General features: G+C 68.1%; 14 protein-coding genes. 10 read left to right on the forward strand and 4 right to left on the reverse strand.

Features of this window, described 5'->3' with window-relative positions; genetic code table 11:
* Nucleotides 1-10 precede the first annotated feature (10 nt).
* Nucleotides 11-1,729: an urease subunit alpha gene (ureC, locus tag ACMGFE_RS24670; RefSeq protein WP_436927926.1), complete on the reverse strand. Its 1,719-nt coding sequence runs from the start codon at nucleotides 1,727-1,729 to the stop codon at nucleotides 11-13.
* Entirely contained in the window at nucleotides 1,726-2,169 is a 444-nt protein-coding gene (locus ACMGFE_RS24675) for an urease subunit beta (RefSeq protein WP_436927927.1), read from the reverse strand. Before ACMGFE_RS24675 ends, ureC begins: the two co-directional genes overlap by 4 nt.
* A gap of 361 nt (nucleotides 2,170-2,530) precedes the next feature.
* Between ACMGFE_RS24675 and ACMGFE_RS24680 the strand changes: the two genes are divergently transcribed.
* The 9 genes from ACMGFE_RS24680 to ACMGFE_RS24720 all read left to right on the forward strand — a co-directional run bounded on the left by ACMGFE_RS24680 (nucleotide 2,531) and on the right by ACMGFE_RS24720 (nucleotide 12,361).
* On the forward strand, nucleotides 2,531-3,364 hold the full coding sequence (locus tag ACMGFE_RS24680; protein WP_436927928.1) for a HoxN/HupN/NixA family nickel/cobalt transporter: 834 nt from the start codon (nucleotides 2,531-2,533) through the stop codon (nucleotides 3,362-3,364).
* A gap of 364 nt (nucleotides 3,365-3,728) precedes the next feature.
* Nucleotides 3,729-5,033, forward strand: a complete 1,305-nt coding sequence (locus tag ACMGFE_RS24685) for an urea ABC transporter substrate-binding protein (protein WP_436927929.1) — start codon at nucleotides 3,729-3,731, stop codon at nucleotides 5,031-5,033.
* Nucleotides 5,034-5,035: 2 nt separating this feature from the next.
* Nucleotides 5,036-5,986 (forward strand): urea ABC transporter, permease protein UrtB, encoded by a 951-nt coding sequence (gene urtB, locus ACMGFE_RS24690; protein ID WP_436927930.1) that lies wholly within the window; start codon nucleotides 5,036-5,038, stop codon nucleotides 5,984-5,986.
* Nucleotides 5,976-7,121, forward strand: coding sequence for an ABC transporter permease subunit (locus ACMGFE_RS24695; protein WP_436927931.1), 1,146 nt, complete (start codon nucleotides 5,976-5,978; stop codon nucleotides 7,119-7,121). Before urtB ends, ACMGFE_RS24695 begins: the two co-directional genes overlap by 11 nt.
* 161 nt (nucleotides 7,122-7,282) lie before the next feature.
* The gene (locus tag ACMGFE_RS24700; RefSeq protein WP_436927969.1) at nucleotides 7,283-7,993 is read left to right on the forward strand and encodes an ABC transporter ATP-binding protein; all 711 of its coding nucleotides are present in this window, start codon (nucleotides 7,283-7,285) and stop codon (nucleotides 7,991-7,993) included.
* Nucleotides 7,990-8,691 carry an ABC transporter ATP-binding protein gene (locus ACMGFE_RS24705; protein WP_436927932.1) on the forward strand — a complete coding sequence of 234 codons (702 nt, stop codon included), beginning with the start codon at nucleotides 7,990-7,992 and terminating at the stop codon, nucleotides 8,689-8,691. The genes ACMGFE_RS24700 and ACMGFE_RS24705 overlap by 4 nt, the downstream gene beginning before the upstream one ends.
* 147 nt (nucleotides 8,692-8,838) lie before the next feature.
* Nucleotides 8,839-9,153, forward strand: a complete 315-nt coding sequence (locus ACMGFE_RS24710; RefSeq protein WP_436927933.1) for a DUF8106 domain-containing protein — start codon at nucleotides 8,839-8,841, stop codon at nucleotides 9,151-9,153.
* Between the two features lie 64 nt (nucleotides 9,154-9,217).
* Nucleotides 9,218-11,140 (forward strand): PINc/VapC family ATPase, encoded by a 1,923-nt coding sequence (locus ACMGFE_RS24715; RefSeq protein ID WP_436927934.1) that lies wholly within the window; start codon nucleotides 9,218-9,220, stop codon nucleotides 11,138-11,140.
* A 312-nt stretch (nucleotides 11,141-11,452) separates the two neighbouring features.
* Nucleotides 11,453-12,361, forward strand: a complete 909-nt coding sequence (locus ACMGFE_RS24720; RefSeq protein ID WP_436927935.1) for an acyl-CoA thioester hydrolase/BAAT C-terminal domain-containing protein — start codon at nucleotides 11,453-11,455, stop codon at nucleotides 12,359-12,361.
* 307 nt (nucleotides 12,362-12,668) lie between these two features.
* Here the strand turns inward: ACMGFE_RS24720 and ACMGFE_RS24725 are convergent, their stop codons facing one another.
* A complete protein-coding gene (locus ACMGFE_RS24725; RefSeq protein ID WP_436927936.1) occupies nucleotides 12,669-14,312 on the reverse strand; it encodes an outer membrane protein assembly factor BamB family protein in 1,644 nt (547 codons plus the stop codon).
* A gap of 221 nt (nucleotides 14,313-14,533) precedes the next feature.
* Between ACMGFE_RS24725 and ACMGFE_RS24730 the strand changes: the two genes are divergently transcribed.
* Nucleotides 14,534-15,670 carry an AI-2E family transporter gene (locus ACMGFE_RS24730; protein ID WP_436927937.1) on the forward strand — a complete coding sequence of 379 codons (1,137 nt, stop codon included), beginning with the start codon at nucleotides 14,534-14,536 and terminating at the stop codon, nucleotides 15,668-15,670.
* Nucleotides 15,671-15,695: 25 nt separating this feature from the next.
* On the opposite strand, the gene ACMGFE_RS24735 is transcribed toward ACMGFE_RS24730, so the two are convergent.
* Nucleotides 15,696-17,855 (reverse strand): PQQ-dependent sugar dehydrogenase, encoded by a 2,160-nt coding sequence (locus ACMGFE_RS24735; RefSeq protein WP_436927938.1) that lies wholly within the window; start codon nucleotides 17,853-17,855, stop codon nucleotides 15,696-15,698.
* Nucleotides 17,856-17,872: the final 17 nt, after the last annotated feature.

Here is a 17,872-nt window from a genome sequence, read left to right on the forward strand (position 1 = left end):
TCTGGGGCTCCTAGAGCATGTATCGCTGCGCGAGTGGCAGCTCCTCGCTCGGTTCGCAGGCGACGACCTCGCCGTCGACTTTCACTTCGAAGGTCTCCGGGTCGATCTCGATGTCGTCTGGGCAGTAGTCGTTGTAGTGCATGTCGTCCTTGCCGGGCGTGCGAGCGCCCGAGACGGGGACGACCGGCGTGTCGAGGCCGTACGCTTCGCCGACGCCGGCGTCGGCGGCGGCCCCGCTGACGAACGACAGCGAGAGGGCGTGCTTGGCCTTCCCGACGGCGCCGGCGCGCGGCCGCTGTTTGATCGGTTCGCAGGTCATCAGCGAGCCGTTGGCCTCGCCCATCTCCGAGTAGACGGGGAACCCGCCCTTGAACGTCATCGCGGGCTTGATCCCGAAGAAGGCGGGGTCCCACAGCACCACGTCGGCCAGCTTTCCGGGTTGGAGCGTCCCGACGTACTCGTCGATGCCCGCGGAGATGGCGGGGTTGACCGTGTACTTGGCGAGGTAGCGCTTCGCCCGGAAGTTGTCGGAGCCGTCGCTGGTGTCGGCCCTCTCATCCTCCGGCAGGGGCCCGCGCTGGGACTTCATCTTCGAGGCGGTCTGCCACGTGCGGGAGACCACCTCGGCCTGCCGGCCCATCGCCTGCGAGTCGGAGGTCATCATCGAGATGGCGCCCTCGTCGTGGAGGACGTCCTCGGCGCCGATGGTCTCGGCGCGCACCCGGGACTCGGCGAAGGCCACGTCCTCGGGGACGTCGGGGTTGAGGTGGTGGCAGACCATCACCATGTCCAGGTGCTCGTCGAACGTGTTCACGGTGTAGGGCATCGAGGGGTTCGTCGACGAGGGGAGCATGTTCGACTGGCCGACCATCTCCATGATGTCCGGCGCGTGGCCGCCGCCCGCGCCCTCGATGTGGAACAGGTGCATCGTCCGCCCGTCCACGGCGGCGAAGGTGTTCTCGACGAACCCGGCCTCGTTGAGCGTGTCCGTGTGCATGCACACCTGCACGTCCGCTTCCTCGGCCACGTCGAGGCAGGTGTCGATGGCGGCGGGCATCGACCCCCAGTCCTCGTGGAGTTTCAGTCCGCAGGCGCCGGCTTCGACCTGCTCGCGGAGGGGGCCGGGTTTCGAGGCGTTGCCCTTGCCGTAGAAGCCGACGTTGACCGGCCACTCGTCGGCGGCCTGCAGGAACCGCTCGACGTTCTTCGGGCCGGTCGTGCAGGTGGTCGCGCCGCCGCCGTAGCCGCCGCCGAGCATCGTCGTGATCCCGGAGGCGAGCGCGTGATCGGGCAACTGCGCGGAGTTGAAGTGGACGTGGATGTCCAGCGCGCCCGGTGTGGCTATCTTCCCTTCCGCGGGGTAGACGTCCGTCGAGGGGCCGACCACCATGTCGACGCCGTCCATCGTGTCCGGGTTGCCGGCCTTGCCGATCCCCGCGATCTCGCCGTTCCGGATGCCGACGTCCGCGGCGACGATCCCGAGGACGGGGTCCATGACGAGCGCGTTCGTCAGCACCCAGTCCATCGCACCTTCCTCCTGGGTAGTTCCGGGGGACTGCCCGAGGCCGTCTCGCAGCGTCTTCCCACCGCCGAAGACGGCTTCGTCGCCGGGCGTCCGGAGGTCCTCCTCGACTTCGACGAACAGTTCCGTGTCGCCCAGGCGGACCCTGTCGCCCGTCGTCGGCCCGTACAGCTCCGCGTAGGCCTCCCGGTCGACTTCGCGCGTCACGGCTCGTCACCTCCGGCGGACCCGCCGCCGGCCGCGTCCTCGCCGTCGAGTTTCCCGGCCTGCGACGGGATACCGCCGAAGCCCTGTCGCTCGGCGCGCCCGACCGCTGCCGCGGCGTCGCCGTCGACGCTGCCGTTCACGAGGCCGTTCATCCCGTGGGCGACGCGTTTGCCGCCGATGGCGACGAGCTCGACCGTCTGCTCGTCGCCGGGCTCGAACCGCACCGCCGTGCCCGCGGGGATGTTCAGGCGCATCCCGAAGGCGGCCTCGCGGTCGAACGCCAGCGCCGCGTTGGCCTCGAAGAAGTGGAAGTGCGAGCCGACCTGCACCGGGCGGTCGCCGGCGTTCCCGACCGTCACCTCCGCGGTCTCGCGGCCCTCGTTGATCGTCACCGTTCCCTCGCCCGCGATGACTTCGCCGGGGACGACCCCCTCACTCACGCTCGCTCACCTCTCGAGTGGGCATTCGTTTCGTTTCGGCCGTCGGAACTACCGGTTCGTAATCCATCTATCGACGACGTTGCGAGCTATCGGATATAGCGCTACCGTTCAGCGAAATACTCGCGACTCTTGTCGGCATCTGTGGACGACTGTCCGATTACGATCGGATTATTGCGTGTATTTCAACCGGAGATCGACCGAGCCCCGAGTCGTGCGGCAGCGGGCGTCGGGCGACGGTGGCCGGCGTCGACAAGGATTGCGCGACTGCCAACCTATTTGACGCTCGTGGATAAACGGTGGGTGAAATGAAAACGTTCGACAACTACGATGCGGACGGGTTCGAATACGCGGGAGTGGCGTGATGAGCGCGCCGCTCTGGGGTGCGCTGGCGACCGCGGGCGTCCTCGGCGTCACGCACGCGATCGAACCCGACCACGTCGCCGGCATCTCGTCGGTCACGAGCCAGTACGGCGACTCGCGGCTCTCGGCGCTCGTGGGGGCCTGCTTCAGCCTCGGTCACGTCGCGCTCGTGGTCGTCTGGCTGATCGGGGGCTACCTGCTCCTGGGCCGCACCGAGTTCCCGGCCGTCTTCGACACGGTCGGGACGCTCGGCGTCGCGGTCCTGCTGGGCGCCCTCGGTGCCGCGATGGCCGTCGGCGGGCTACGGTCGATGCGCCACACGCACGTCCACGAACACGACGGCAGGGTCCACGCGCATCCGCACATCCACCTGCCGCTCGTGGGAAGCGACCACGACCACGGGGAGACGGGTGACCCCGTCCACGGGGAGACGGACCGCCACGCTCACGACGGCCACGACGCCGACTCGCGCGATGCCGACTCGCACCACGACGACGGACCGGCCGACGGCGTCGTCCCGCACGCCCACGGTCACGGCGTCGGTGCGTACCTCAAGACCGGCGTCGTCGGCGCGCTGTTCACGCTGTCGCCGCCGATCTCGATGATCGTCTTCGCGTCGACGCTCTTCCCCGACTACGGGGGCGGCGCCGTCGCGCTCGCGGTCGGCGCGTACGCCGTCTCGATCACGGCGACGATGAGCGCCATCGGCGCCGGCGTCGGGACGCTCTTCGGCGTCACCGCTGTCAGTCCTCGACTCCACGCAGGCGCCCGCGTCCTCGGCGGCGTGATCGTCGTCGGGTTCGCCGTCTCGATGCTCCCCGGGACGCTCCTCTGAGCGCGTCGGAATCGACGCTTCGTTCTGATCGTTCGTTCACTGTCACGTTCTCTCCAGCGCCACCCGGCAGTGCGTGCGAATCCTCTCTCGCGCTGTCTTCCCTCAGAATGAAACATCTCTACTACTATTGCCAAATACTTTCGAAGTTCCACTGTTTCTGGCACATCCTATCATGTCCTAATATTCAAAGCAGGGGTATTGGACATCTATAATACGGGAGTGAAAACCCTTATTTACCGTCTACAAAATCGAAGGAATGTACGAAAATGATGGACGCTCGTGCGGGAATGGTCCGTGACAGTGCTGAAAATGGTGAAAATCTGGCCGTAATTAGTTCAGATCGTTGTGTCGGGGGTGCGGGCGAATGAGCGGTGACGGGATCAGCCGTCGCCAGTTCGTCACCGCAGGCGGCGCGGCGATGGTCGCCGGGCTGGCCGGCTGTTCGGAGACCGGGGGCGCGACGACGGACACGATGAGCAGCGCGGACACGGTCAAGATCGGCGTCCTGGAGGACCAGTCGGGCAACTTCGCGCTGGTCGGCGATCCGAAGTACAAGGCCTCGATGCTGGCTATCGAGGAGATCAACAACGACGGCGGCATCGACGGCAAGCAGATCGAACCGGTCACGCGGGATCCGCAGTCCGACAACCAGCGCTACCAGGAGCTCACCCGCGAGTTCATCAACGAGGAGGGGGTCGACGCCCTCTGGGCGGGGTACTCCTCGGCGACGCGCGAGGCGATCCGGCCGATCATCAACCGGAACGAGCAGCTGTACTTCTACACGACCCAGTACGAGGGCGGGGTCTGCGACAAGACGACCTTCGCGATGGGACCGACGGCCCGCCAGCAGCTCGGCACCGTCCTCCCGTACCTCGTCGAGGAGTACGGCCCGAAGATCTACACGATCGCCGCGGACTACAACTTCGGTCAGCTCTCGGCGGACTGGGTCAAGGTCCTGGCGAACGAGAACGACGCCGAGGTGCTCGACGAGGAGTTCATCCCGCTCAGCGAGTCCAGTTTCGGCTCGGTCATCAACAACATCCAGGACGCCGACCCCGACTTCGTGATGTCGATGCTCGTCGGCGCGAACCACACGTCGTTCTACGAGCAGAAGGCCTCCGCGGGGCTGGACGTGCCCATCGGCACGTCGACGGCGATGGCGCAGGGCTACGAGCACGAACGGCTCGACCCCCCGGCGATGGCCAACATCTACGCCGGCGTCAACTACATGCAGGAGGTCCCGACGACGAGCAACACCGAGGACGGCGGCTTCGTCGACCGCTACTTCGAGAAGTACCCCGACGCCCCCTACCTCAACGAGGAGGCCGAGACCAACTACTTCTCGACGTACATGTACAAGGAAGCCGTCGAGCAGGCGGGGACGCTCGAACAGCCCGAGGTCATCGAGGCGCTCGAATCCGGGATCAGCCTCGGCACCGACCGCGCGCCGGAGGCGCCCGAGGGCGAGACGATCGAACTCGACGGCGCGACCCATCACGTCGACCACCACATGTGGGTCATGCGCGCCGACGAGCAGCACAACGTCGAGGCGGTCGAGAACCGCAAGGTGCCCGAGCAGTTCCTCACGGAGACGGTCGGCTGTAACCTCCCCGAGGAGTCCGAGCAGACCCAGTACACGCCGGTCGACTACTTCGAGGAGGCCGAATAGGGATGGTCAACGGCCTGAACCTCGCGTTTCAGTTCATCGATAGCTTCGCGTTCGTCGTGCTGGCGGCGGCGGGGTTGGCCGTCATCTTCGGCATCATGGGCGTCATCAACCTCGCCCACGGCGAGTTCATCCTCGTCGGCGCGTACGCGACGACCAAGTCGGTCACCGACCTCGGCCTCCCGCTCCCCGTCGCGATGGTCGTCGGGTCCCTGGTGACCGCCGGCTTCGGCGTCGCCGTCGAGCGGGTGATCATCTCGGGGTTCGTCCCCAACTGGGTCGGCCAGCGGACGGTCGGCCGCGACCTGGTCGAACCGCTGTACGACCGGCTGGCCGACTCGATGGTCGCGACGTTCGGCCTGAGCCTCGTCATGGTTCAGGGCGCACGCATCGTCTTCGGCAACTCCATCGAGACGGTCGGGACGCCGTTCGGAAACGTCGCCTACGGCGCGTTCTCGTACTCGACCTACCGCCTCGTGCTCGCGGGCGTCAGCGTCGCCGTCCTCGCCACGACCTACGTCGTGTTCACGCGCACGACGTTCGGCACGCGCGTCCGCGCGACGATGGCCGACGAGCAGACGGCGAAGGCGCTCGGCGTCGACACCGAGCGCACGTACATGCTGACGTTCGGGATCGGTTCGGGCCTCGCCGGGCTGACCGGCGCGCTGTTCGCGCCGGTCCTCTCGATGCAGCCGACGCTGGGCGGCCAGTTCCTCATAGAGGCGTTCGTCGCCGTCGTCGTCGGCGGCCCGAGCGTCGTCCTCGGGACCGCGCTGTCCGGCGGCGTGCTCGGCGCGGTCAGCGCGTTCGTCACGAACGTCACCGACTCGACGACCTTCGGCCGGATCGCCCTGCTGCTGGCGGCGATGCTGGCGCTCCGGTTCCTCCCCGGCGGGATCACCGGGTTCATCGAGCGGGTTCGCGCGCGCCGCCAGGAGGGAACCGATGGCGACTGAATCGAAGCGGGGCGCGCCCGACGCCGACCGCTCGCTCGCGACGCGCGTCCGCGGCCGCCTCGAAGGGCCGAACACGGTCGGCAACTCCCGCGGGTTCTGGGCGGGCTTCGCCGTGGCCGTCCTCGCGCTCGCGGCCCTGCCGGCGTTCGCCAGCGGCGCGCAGTTCTCGCTGTTCCTCGTGCTCGCGCTGCTGGGCCTCTCGCTGTCGGCCGTCTGGGGGTACTCCGGCGTGTTGAGCTTCGGACAGGTCGTCTTCTTCGGCGTCGGCGGCTACACCTTCGGCGTCGTCTCGATCAACTTCCCCGACCCGACGGGGATCACGGTCGCCGCCGTCGTCGGCGTCGCGCTCGGCGCCGTCGTCGCCGCGCTGCTGGGCTACTTCATGTTCTACGGCGGCGTCAGGGACGTCTACGTCACCATCATCACGCTGGTCGCGACGATGGTGATGCACACGTTCATGGCCCAGACCGCCGGCTCGGAGTGGACCATCGGCGAGGCGCCGCTCGGCGGGTTCAACGGGATGCCGGGCATCCCGCTCCTCGAACTCGGGATTTCTGGTGTCGCCTCCTTCCAGTTCGTCTTCAACGAGCTGTCGTTCCTGGGCCTGTTCGCGTTCGACCCGTTCTACTACCTCGCGCTCGCGGTCCTGGTGGCGACGTACCTGGGACTGCGCGCGCTGGTCAACTCCGACTTCGGCCGCGTGATGGTCGCGGTCCGGGAGGACCAGGACCGCACCCAGATGTTCGGCTACGACGTCGAGCGCGTCAAGCTGCTGACGTTCACGCTCGGCGGCGCGCTCGCCGCGCTCTCGGGCGTGCTCTACGCCGCGCGCAACGTCTACATCGACCCGCAGGTGTTCGCGCTGTGGTTCGCCACGCTGCCCGTCATCTGGGTGAGCGTCGGCGGCCGCAAGAGCCTGCTCGGCGCCGTGATCGCCACGATCGGCATCGAGTACTTCCGGCTCTCGATCGAGGGCGAGATGGCGCTGGTCGTCCTCGGGGCGCTCCTGCTCGTCTTCATCCTCGCGCTGCCCGGCGGGATCGTCCCCTGGGTCAGCGACCGGCTCTCGGGCGGCGCTGTCCCCGTCTCGGAGATCGACGACGCCGACGCGCCCAGGGAGGTGACCGACTCGTGAGCAGCGATGCCGAGCGCAGCGAGGCATCGGAGAACGCGAGCGGTGCAACCGCGAGCAGCGAGCCCGAACGAAGTGAGGGCTCGGGAAGTGCGAGCGACGTCAGCGACCCGAACGTCCGCGAGACGCCGGCCGGGAAGGCCACGGGCGAACGCACCGACACGCTGCTGCAGACCGACGACCTGGTCAAGCGCTTCGGCGGCTTCACCGCCACCGACTCGGTCGACTTCAGCGTCGACGAGGGCGAGCTGCGCTGCCTGATCGGCCCCAACGGCGCCGGGAAGTCGACGCTGCTCAACCTCGTCGTCGGGACGCTCCGTCCCTCGGAGGGCAGCATCTACTACGGCGGCCGGGACCTCACGGACCTCGACCCGAACGAGCGCGTCCGGCGCGGCATCAGCATGAAGTTCCAGGTGCCGTCGGTGTACGGCGACCTCTCGGTCCGCGAGAACGCGCGCCTGCCGATCCAGCAGTTCGCCGACGGCGAGGAGCGCCGCCGTCGGGTCGACGAGGCCATCGCCGACGCCGGCCTCTCGGGGTACGAGGACGTCGAGGCCAGCGCTCTCTCGCACGGCCAGCAACAGCAGCTGGAGATCGGCATGGCCGCGTCGCTCGAACCGGACCTCCTCCTGCTCGACGAACCGGTCGCCGGCCTCTCGGTCGACGAGCGGGCGGAGATCGCCGACCGGATCCAGCGGCTCAACCGCGAGGAGGGGATCGCCTTCGTCGTCATCGAACACGACACGGAGTTCGTCGCCGAGATCGCGGACAAGGTCACCGTCCTCCACCAGGGCGACGTCTTCCGGGAGGGCTCCATCGAGGAGATCGAAGCCGACCCGGAAGTCAGGCGGATCTACCTGGGGGGCGAGCAGTGACGCTCCTCGAACTCACCGACGTGACGGTCGGCTACGACGCGCCGGTGCTCCGGAACGTCGACCTGTCCGTCGAAGACGGCGAGATCGTCGGCGTCGTCGGGAAGAACGGCGTCGGCAAGACCACGCTCATGAAGACGGTCATCGGCCTCCTCGAACCGGACGAGGGGACCGTCACTTACGATGGCGCCGACGTGACCGGCCAGTCGGCAGACGACCGCGCCCGTGCCGGGATCGGCTACATCCCACAGGGTCGGGACATCTTCCCCGGGCTGACCGTCGAGCAGAACCTGAAGATGGGCGAGCACGTCAACGCCGACGGCACCGAGACGCGCTACGAGGAGGTGTACGACCTGTTTCCCGTCCTCGACGAACGGGCCGACCAGGACGGTGAGACGCTCTCCGGGGGCCAACAGCAGATGCTCGCCATCGGGCGAGCGCTGGTCGCCGACCCCGACCTGCTCCTGCTCGACGAGCCCTCGGAGGGCGTCCAGCCCTCGATCGTCGACCAGATCAGCGAGGACATGCGCGCCATCAACGAGGAGTTCGGGACGACGATCCTCTTCGTCGAGCAGAACCTCGGCGTCATCCGCTCGATGGCCGACCGCTGTTACGCCATGGAACGGGGCGAGCTGGTCGACGAACTCGGCGCGGAGGCGCTCGCCGACGAGGACACGATCGCGAACTACCTCGCGGTCTGAGTCGAGCCGCTCGGCGACCGGTGGTCCCCGGCGTTGCGGGCGCCGGTATCGGCCGCGCGTGGTATGCGTTTTCACGCCGAGACGGTCTCTACCGAATGATGATGGGCAAAAGGGGTTATCCGTCTCCGGTCGTTACTTTCAGGTACAGTGACCGTCCACACCCCCTCCACACCCGGGCCCGACCGTTCCCGGAAAGCGGTGCTGTTCTGCCCGGAATGTGGACACGAGAGCGAGACGAACGGCGACTGGCGAGTCCGCGAGGCCGACCGTCGGAAGGCCTCGGACCGAGCGAGCGGGGACGAAGGACCCGCGAGCCGCGAGGCCGACCGTCGGAAGGCCTCGGACCGAGCGAGCGCCGACGGCGCGAGCCGCGAGCGCGCGGGCGACGCCGTCTACGAATGCCCCGACTGCGGCACGGAGATAACGACCCGCCGTCGGACCGAACTCCCGCAGTACGCCTGACCGGTCGGGATCGGCCGCCGGGCGCATCAGGGCCCTTTTCACCACGGGACGCCGTACGAACGGTATGAACATCGTCCCGGACACGAGCGTGGTCATCGACGGCCGCGTGTCCGAGCAGATCGAAGCCGACGCCGACCCCGAGTCCGAAGCCGTCGGCGAGGGGTTCGCCGGCGCCACCGTCTACGTCCCCGAAGCGGTCGTGGGTGAACTCGAAGCGCAGGCCAACGACGGCCGCGAGAGCGGCTGGGACGGCCTGGCAGAACTCCAGCACCTCGCCGAACTCCACGACGAGGGCACCGTCAGCGTCGAGTACGTCGGCCGCCGCCCCGCCGAGGTCGAACAGCGCGAGGCCGGCGAGGGCAAGATAGACGCGATCATCCGCGACCTGGCCGAGGAACACGACGCGACGCTCGTCACCAGCGACGTGGTCCAGAGTGAGGTCGCGAAGGCCAAGGGCCTCGACGTGGTGTACCTCGAACCCCGCGGCCGGGACACCGAGTCGCTCGACATCGAGCAGTTCTTCGACGAGACGACGATGAGCCTCCACCTCAAGGTCGGCGTCGCGCCGATGGCCAAGCGCGGCGAGATCGGCGACATGCACTACGAGACCATCAGCGAGGAGGTCTCGACCGAGACCGACCTCAAGGAGTGGGCCCAGGACATCGAGAACTCGGCGCGCGCCAGCGCGAACGGGTTCGTCGAACTCGACGAACCGGGCATGACCATCGTCCAGTTCGGCCAGTACCGCATCGCCATCGCGCGCCCGCCGTTCTCGGATAAACTGGAGATCACGGCCGTCCGCCCCATCGTCAAGACCGACCTGGACGACTACGAGCACGCCGACGAACTCCGCGAGCGCCTGCTCGAACACCAGCGCGGCGTCCTCATCTCCGGCGCGCCGGGGGCCGGCAAGTCCACCTTCGCCCAGGCCGTCGCGGAGTTCCTCGCCGACTCCGACTTCGCCGTCAAGACCATGGAGAAACCCCGCGACCTCCAGGTCGGCGACCGGATCACCCAGTACACCGAACTCGGCGGATCGATGGCCAAGACCGCCGACTCGCTGCTGATGGTCCGGCCGGACTACACCATCTACGACGAGGTGCGCAAGACCGACGACTTCGAGGTCTTCGCCGACATGCGCCTCGCCGGCGTCGGGATGGTCGGCGTCGTCCACGCCACCCGCGCCATCGACGCGCTCCAGCGCCTCGTCGGCCGCGTCGAACTCGGGATGATCCCGCAGGTCGTCGACACCGTCGTCTACATCGAGGCCGGCGAGGTCGACACCGTCTACGACGTGACGACCGAGGTCAAAGTCCCCGAGGGACTGATGGAGGAGGACCTGGCCCGCCCGGTCATCATGATCCGCGACTTCGAGACCGGTCAGCCCGCCTACGAGATCTACACGTTCAACCGGCAGGTCGTCACGGTCCCGCTCGGCGAGAACGCCGCCGACGGCGGGGCCGGCGCCGAGAGCGGCACCGAGCGCATCGCCAAACAGGAGGTCGAACGGGAGATCCGCTCGATAGCGCACGGCCACGTCGAAGTCGAGATCCGCGATCCCAACACCGCGGTCGTCTACGTCGAGGACGACGACATCTCCGCGGTCATCGGCAAGGGCGGCGGCCGCATCTCCGACGTGGAGAACCGCCTCGGCATCGACATCGACGTCCGCACCTTCAGCGAACAGCCCCAGGGCGCGGGCGGCCCCGGCGGAAGCGGAGGCGGCGACGCGGGCGGAGGAAGTTCGGGCGGCGCCGGCGGCGGGGGCGGCGAGATCGTCACTCCCGAGATCACCTCCCGGCACGTCGTCATCCCGATGGACGGCTACGAGGGCGACACCGTCGAGGTGCAGGCCGACGGCGAGTACCTCTTCACCGCCACGGTCTCCCGCGGCGGCGAGGTACAGGTCTCACGCGGTTCGGCCATCGCCGAGGAACTCGAACGGGCGATCGACCGCGGGAAGACGATAACGGTCACCCCGTCGTAACTGGCTGGTAGTGTCCGACGATCGGAGGAGCCGGTTCGCCGTCAGAGCGAAGCTCTGACGAGCCTGCGGTCGTTCGCGGTGTCTACTCCCGCAGACACCGAACTCGCGCTCCGCGCGAGTTCGGCCGTTTTCGCCCACGTTTTTGCACGAGGGGTCGTGAGCTTCGCGAACGACCCCGAGCGGAAAAAGTGGTGGCGACTCGAACGGGTGGTCCCCACCGTCGCGAGGGGGTTCCGACACAGTCGTCATAGTCTCGACGGTGACCACGTTGTCAGCACAGCGACTATCACGTCCGTGACCGGAGACCACGGCATGACGGAGCGATTCGTCTCCGGTGAACGGATCCGGACCGAGACGGCGACGGGCCGCCTGTATCGCGGACTCGGTTCGGGTCCACACCCGGGCGTCCTCGTCTTGCACGGCGGCGGTGGCGCGGGCGGCTACGAACGACGATACGCCGCACTGCTCGCCGAACACGGTTACACCGCGTTGTGTGTGGAGTACTTCGGGGCACCCGGGGTAGCAGACGTGCTCGAACGGGTCCCGCTGGAGACGTTCGGCGACGCGGCCCGCTGGCTCCTGGACCGGCCGAACGTCCGCGACGCGCCGGTCGGCGTCGTCGGTTTCTCTCGCGGCGGTGAAGCGGCGTTGCTGACCGGCGCGCACTTCGACGCCATCGGTGCGGTCGTCGCGTACGTCCCGAGTTGTTACGCGTTCCCGGCGCCCTCGTGGATGGACGGCGTCGCCGAGGGACGAGCGACGTGGACGCTCGACGGCGAGCCGGTGCCGTTCCTCCCCATCGACGAACACGTGACCGATGCGGACGGGATCGACGCGCCGATCGGGGGGGAGCCGCCGAACGCGGCGACGCTGGCGCTCGAACGATCCACGCCCGAGGAACGAGAGCGTGCGGCCATCCCCGTGGAGGACATCGACGGGAGCGTGTTGCTGGTCTCCGGTGGACGAGACGCGGTGTGGCCGGCTACCGAGTTTTCCGAGCGCGTCGTCGACCGGCTCGAAGCGACCGCTCACCAGTGGCCGGTCGAACACCGCTCGTACCCCGACGCGGGGCACGCGATCAGAGTCCCCTACCGGTTCGACGGGAGTGACGACCGTGCCGACGAGCACTGGCTGGGCGGGACGAACGAGGCGAACGCGCACGCCGCCGCGGACGCCTGGCGGCGGACACTGGACGCGCTCGCCGACGGTCGCGGCGAGTGACAGACCGGCGGAAGCGAGCCGGATCCCAGAGCGGAACGGTGCGAGGCGCGACTAGTGAGGGACCGAAGGTCCCTCGTACTATGCGAACGGGCGGCTTCGCCGCCCGTGAGCAGACGCAGTGAGCGCCTTGACGTGAACGGGGAACGGAGTGAGGGCCTCGATGCGAACGACGAAGCCGTCCGAGGAATCCCCGAGCCGAAAAAGGTGGTGGCGACTCGAACGGGCGATCGACCGCGGGAAGACGATCACGGCTAGCCCGTCGTACGGCGGTACGGCGTGACTTCGGGCCAGTCGGAGTCGGTCCGTCTCAGTCCGATTCCTCGTCGCCGCTGCTCAGTCGAACGAGCGTGTGTTCGTCCGCACCGGGGGCGTAAATCGTCCCGTCCAGCGCCAGGACGTCTCCCGGGATCCATTCAGCGCCGGCCCAGTCCGCGTGTGAGGCCTCGTCGGTCTGCCAGCGCAACTCGCCCGAGTTTCGGTCGAGCGCCTTCAGCGGGGCGTCCGTGGATTCAGTCGCGAACCCATAGAGGGTGTCTTCGGTGGCGGCCTCCGGAATCATGCCTTCGTCGAACGTCTCCGCGAGGTCGCCCGTCTCCGCGTCCACGATCTGGACTTCGTCGGCGTCGCCGCCGTAGAGCAGGCCGTCGGCGAGCACGTGGACGTTATCGACCCTCTGCCGGCTCCACTGGAGGTCACCGGTCGCGGCATCGAAGGTCTTCAGCGCTTCTTCAGCGTGGTTGAACGCGGCGTGGACGACGCCGTCGCCGGCGACGATCGTTCTGGGTTCCGTCCCGTCGAACTCGACTCTCCACTCCGTGTTTCCGGTCGCGGTCGAGAGGGCGACGAGGTCGTCGGAGTTTGCGAATAGGCGATCGTCTTTCACCGCGAGTTGGACGTAGGGGGTGTAGCTGACCGATGTACTCCACTGCTCCTCGCCCGATTCGAGGTCCAGTTTCCGGATGTGGCTGGCGGCACCGCTGTTGAGGGAGTACACCGCGTCCGCGACGATCAGATCTTCGAGGATGACGTCGTAGTAGGTGATCGTCGTCCGCCACCGTTCGCTACCGTCGTCGGCGTCGATCGCGACGATGTCCCCCGTGTCGACGCTGTCCGACGGACTGTTCCACAGCTGGACGTACACCACGCCGTCGTGGACGGCTCGCGGGTACAGCCGATCGCCGCGGTCGTAGTTCGCCTCCCATTCGACGGACCCGTCCGTCGCGTCCAGCGAGAGGAGCCGCGCGCCCAGGTCACCCGTCGATTCGGCCACGTAGACGGACCCGTCGGCCGCGACCGCGGCTGAGTGGTCGAACACGCGGTCTTCGGTGGTGGTCAGGTCGTACTCCCAGTCGACGGACGGCTCACCGCTGATCCCCGACGCGTCGGGGTTGAAGTTCGTCCGCTGGGCGTCAAACTCCGTCATCGGCCACGCGTCATCCTCGTCCCCGTCTCCGTCGGCCGGCGACTCGAAGACCTCGCAGTCGCCGACGGAGAGCTTCCCGTGGCAGACGTCGACGGTGTCGTCGTCGTTCAGGTCGTCGATGATCTCCTGGGGGTCGTCGTAGTGGTTCGCGGCGCAGTCGTTGGGATTCAGACAGAGCGTGCAGCCGTCGCCGGCCTTCTCGTCCCCGCGGTAGACGTCTTCCTCGACGAACCCGACGACGTACTCGTCGGCGGACGCCGCGTAGCAGTACGTGTTGTCGTGGGTCCAGCCGACGTCGTCGCGCTCGGCCGCCGCCGTGAGCTCTCGCCCCTCGTACCCTCCGTCGACGCTGACGACGGCGAAGTTCCCGTCGGTGTCGGTGCAGACCTCGTTGCACCCGAAGAAGTGCATCTGGTGTGCGCTCGCTCGACCCGTGGCGCCGGCCCCGCCGACCACCGCGACGCCCGCCGCCTTCAGGACCGTTCGCCGTTTGATTCGCTCGTTGGTCTCCCCCTCGTCCGAAGACATGCGGTGTTCGTCGAACGGTGTCTCATTAGTTACCAGTAGATTATCGGCGTTAAATGCCGAATACTTTCGAATTCGGGGAGTTCGAGCGACCGACTCGAACGGTGATTTCGCCGCAGGTGGAGTGCGAGGTCGAGGCGAACGCGGACACCCGCGCCACCGGCACGACGCGCCCGATCGGTCGTATCAACAGACTAATTTATTTCGCCGTTGCACCCGGGTACATGCCAGATACTGCAGACCCGCCGGACTGGCTCGTCGAGCGGCCCGGGCTGGCGGCGTTCGCGCTGGCGAGCGCGCTCCTCGCGCTCGCCGTTCTCCTGCCGTATCTCCAGTTCGTCCTGTTCGGGGTCGTCCTCGCGTACATCCTGTTTCCCGTCCAGCGACGCCTGGAGCGGTTCGTCAGGCCGACGTTCGCGGCGCTCGGCGTCGTCGCGGCCACGCTGCTCCTCGTGTTGATCCCGCTCGTCTACGTGGTCTCGATCGCCGTCCAGCAGGCGTTCGGCCTCGTGACCGCCATCAGGGAGGGGGACCTCGACATCGAGACGGTCGAGGGACTGCTCGAGACGAACGGGTACGCCGTCGACCTCGTCGCGCTGTACGAATCGAACCAGGAACGGATCGCTGGGGCCATCCGGGAGGTCACGATGGGCGCGATCGACGTCGTCGGCACCCTGCCGGGGCTGTTCATCGGCGTGACCGTCACGCTGTTCGTCCTCTTCGCCCTGCTGCGGGACGGCGAGCGACTCGCGGCGTGGTTCCAGTGGGTGCTCCCGATCGACGACGCGATCCTGGACGAACTCCGCAAGGGACTGGACGAGCTCATGTGGGCCTCCGTCGTCGGGAACGTCGCCGTCGCGGCCATCCAGGCGGTCATGCTCGGCGCCGGACTGTTCGTCGCCGGCGTCCCCGCCGTCGTCTTCCTGACCGTCGCCACCTTCGTCCTGACGCTGCTCCCGCTCGTCGGCGCGTTCGGAGTCTGGATCCCGGCCGCGGCCTATCTCGTCGCGACCGGCCGGCAGACCGCCGGCGCCGCCATCGCCGTCTACGGCCTGTTCGTCACCTTCTCGGACTCGTACCTCCGCCCGGCGCTGATCGGCCAGACGGCCGCGTTCAACTCCGCCACCGTCGTCGTCGGCATCTTCGGCGGCCTGGTCGTCTTCGGCGCCGTCGGACTGTTCGTCGGCCCCGTCGTCCTCGGCGGCGCGAAACTCGCGCTCGACTGCTTCGCCCGCGCGTCGGCGGAGGGACCGACTGTCCACGACGCCCCGGAGCGCACGGCGGACGGACCCGAATCGGCGGACGCGGCTGCCGATACGGAGACGAATGCCGCGGACGACCCGGACGAGTCCGAGGAGTGAGCAGTCCTCACCCGTCCCTGTCGATTCAGCTGTCGGTCGCCGTCGGCGTGTCCGTTCTACTCACGTCCTCGCCCTGCTCGGGCGGGACGATCTGCAGGACCGCACCGGTCTCCCCTTCGGGGACGCCGCGACGGTTCGTCAGGACGTAAATCTCGCCGTCCCGGTCCTGGCCGAACTGCCTGACGAACCAGTCGAACCCGTCGACGAACTGGAGTTCCGCCATCTCCCACAGGTCCTGGCGCGGCACGTCGCCGGGACCGATGTCCGGCGTCTCCTCCTCCTCGCCGGGCGTCTCGTCGCTTTGGGGCGTCTCGGTCTCCGGCCCAGCAGTCGTTTCGGTCTCGGCGGCGGTCGGAGTCCCGGTCGGGGTCCCCGTCCCCGTGCCGTCGGCGCCGAAGTCGTCGGGCGGCATCGCGGTGAACACCCGGCCGAGCGGTTCGGAACGGGCGGGGTCGGCCGACCAGTCGCCGAAGACGTACGCGCCCTGGAGTTCGGCGACGGTGTCGTTCTCGTAGCGGTGGCCGCCGACGATGGTGATCCCGACGCTCTGGCCCTCGTAGACGTGCGGGTACTCGACGACCGGGTCGATCAGTTCGCTCCCGTCGTAGGGCGCGTCGTCCGGTTCGCTCTCGGGGCATTCGGTGATACCCTCCACGTCGCTGGGTTCGTCGGTGCTGAAACAGTGGGTCCCCTCCTTGACGTTCCAGCCGTAGTTGCCGCCGCGCTCGACGACGTTGGCCTCCTCCCAGAGGTTCTGCCCGGCGTCGGAGACGAACAGATTCCCCTCGGAGTCGAAGTCGATGCCGAACGGGTTGCGGAAGCCGTAGGCGTATATCTCGTCGAGGGCGTCGGGTTCGTCGACGAACGGATTGTCGTCGGGAATGCCGTACGGTCGCTCCTCGTCGGCCTCCGCTCCGGTCGGCGTCGCTGTCGGCGTTCCGGTGGGCGTCCCCGTACCGTCGGAAGCCCTTTCGTCGACGTCGATGCGGATGACGTCCCCGAGCAGGTTGTGTCTGAGGTCCTGCGCGTTGCCGCCGTCGTTCGCCTCGTACCAGTCGTCGGCGTGGCCGTACATGTCGTCGTTGGCGCCGCCGCCGTCGCCCATCGGGACGTACAGGTAGCCGTCTGGACCGAACGCCATCGGCCCGGCGTCGTGGTTGTACTGCGGGTGCGGGATCCGCAGGAGCTGCCGCTCGGAGTCGGGGTTCACCGAGTTCCCGTCCTCGCTCATCGTGAACTCCGAGACCACCTCGACGTGGTCCCAGTTGATCGACCGCAACTCCTCGGTCGGCGGCGCGCTGTAGTGCAGGTAGAGCCGTCCGTTGTCGCCGAACTCCGGGTGGGTCGCGAGTCCGAGGAGGCCCCGCTCGTCGTAGTCCTGCGTCTGGCTCGCGTACAGGCCGTAGAACGTGCCGAGTTCGACCATCCGCTCGCTCACGTCGAGTAGCGGTTCGTCGCGGACGCCGTTCTCGCGGACGAGGTACAGCTCCCCGGTCTGGTCGGTGACGAAAAAGCGGCCCGTGCCGTCGTCCGGGTCGGCGAAGTCCGTCGGCGCCGTCAGCGGCCCGTCGGCGACCTGCCGGAGGCCGACCTCGGCGCCGGCCTGGAAGAATCCGGCGCCGGTGCCGGGCGTCCCGGTTTCAGTCTCCGTTTCGGTTTCAGTCTCGGTCGCGGTCTCGGTTCCCGTCGCGGTCTCGGTCTCCGCCCCCGGTGTGGCCGTCGCGGCCTCTGTCACCTCGATGTCGCCGATCATCGTGTTCGGGTGGACGGTACAGACGTACTGGGCCATCTCCAGGGTCGCCGTGAACGTCAGCGACCGGGTCGCGCCCTCCTCGGACATCGTCTCCGTCGATGTGATCGTCTCCCCCTGGTCGTCCTGGATCGTGAAGTCGTGTGGCGCGCCGTCCAGGTTCTCCCAGACGACCTCGTACTCGGTCCCGGCGGTCAGTTCGAGGGTCGGGTTCTCCTCGTCGGCGATCGACTCCGGTTCCTGACCCGTCCAGGCGGACACCTCGCCCCCGAGCCGGTAGGTCTGCGCCTGGCGGCCGAGCGCGAGGTTTCCCAACGCCGCGATCGCGCCGGTCGCTGCGCCGACTTCGAGGAGTCGTCGCCGTGAGGGACGCCACCCGGTCGTCCCGTCCGTCTGATCCGCTGATCGGTCTGTTTCGTCTGAACTGTCTGTCATGTGTTTCCCGTCAGTCA

Source organism: Halosimplex amylolyticum, from assembly GCF_051414035.1.
GTDB classification, from domain to species: Archaea; Halobacteriota; Halobacteria; order Halobacteriales; family Haloarculaceae; genus Halosimplex; species Halosimplex amylolyticum.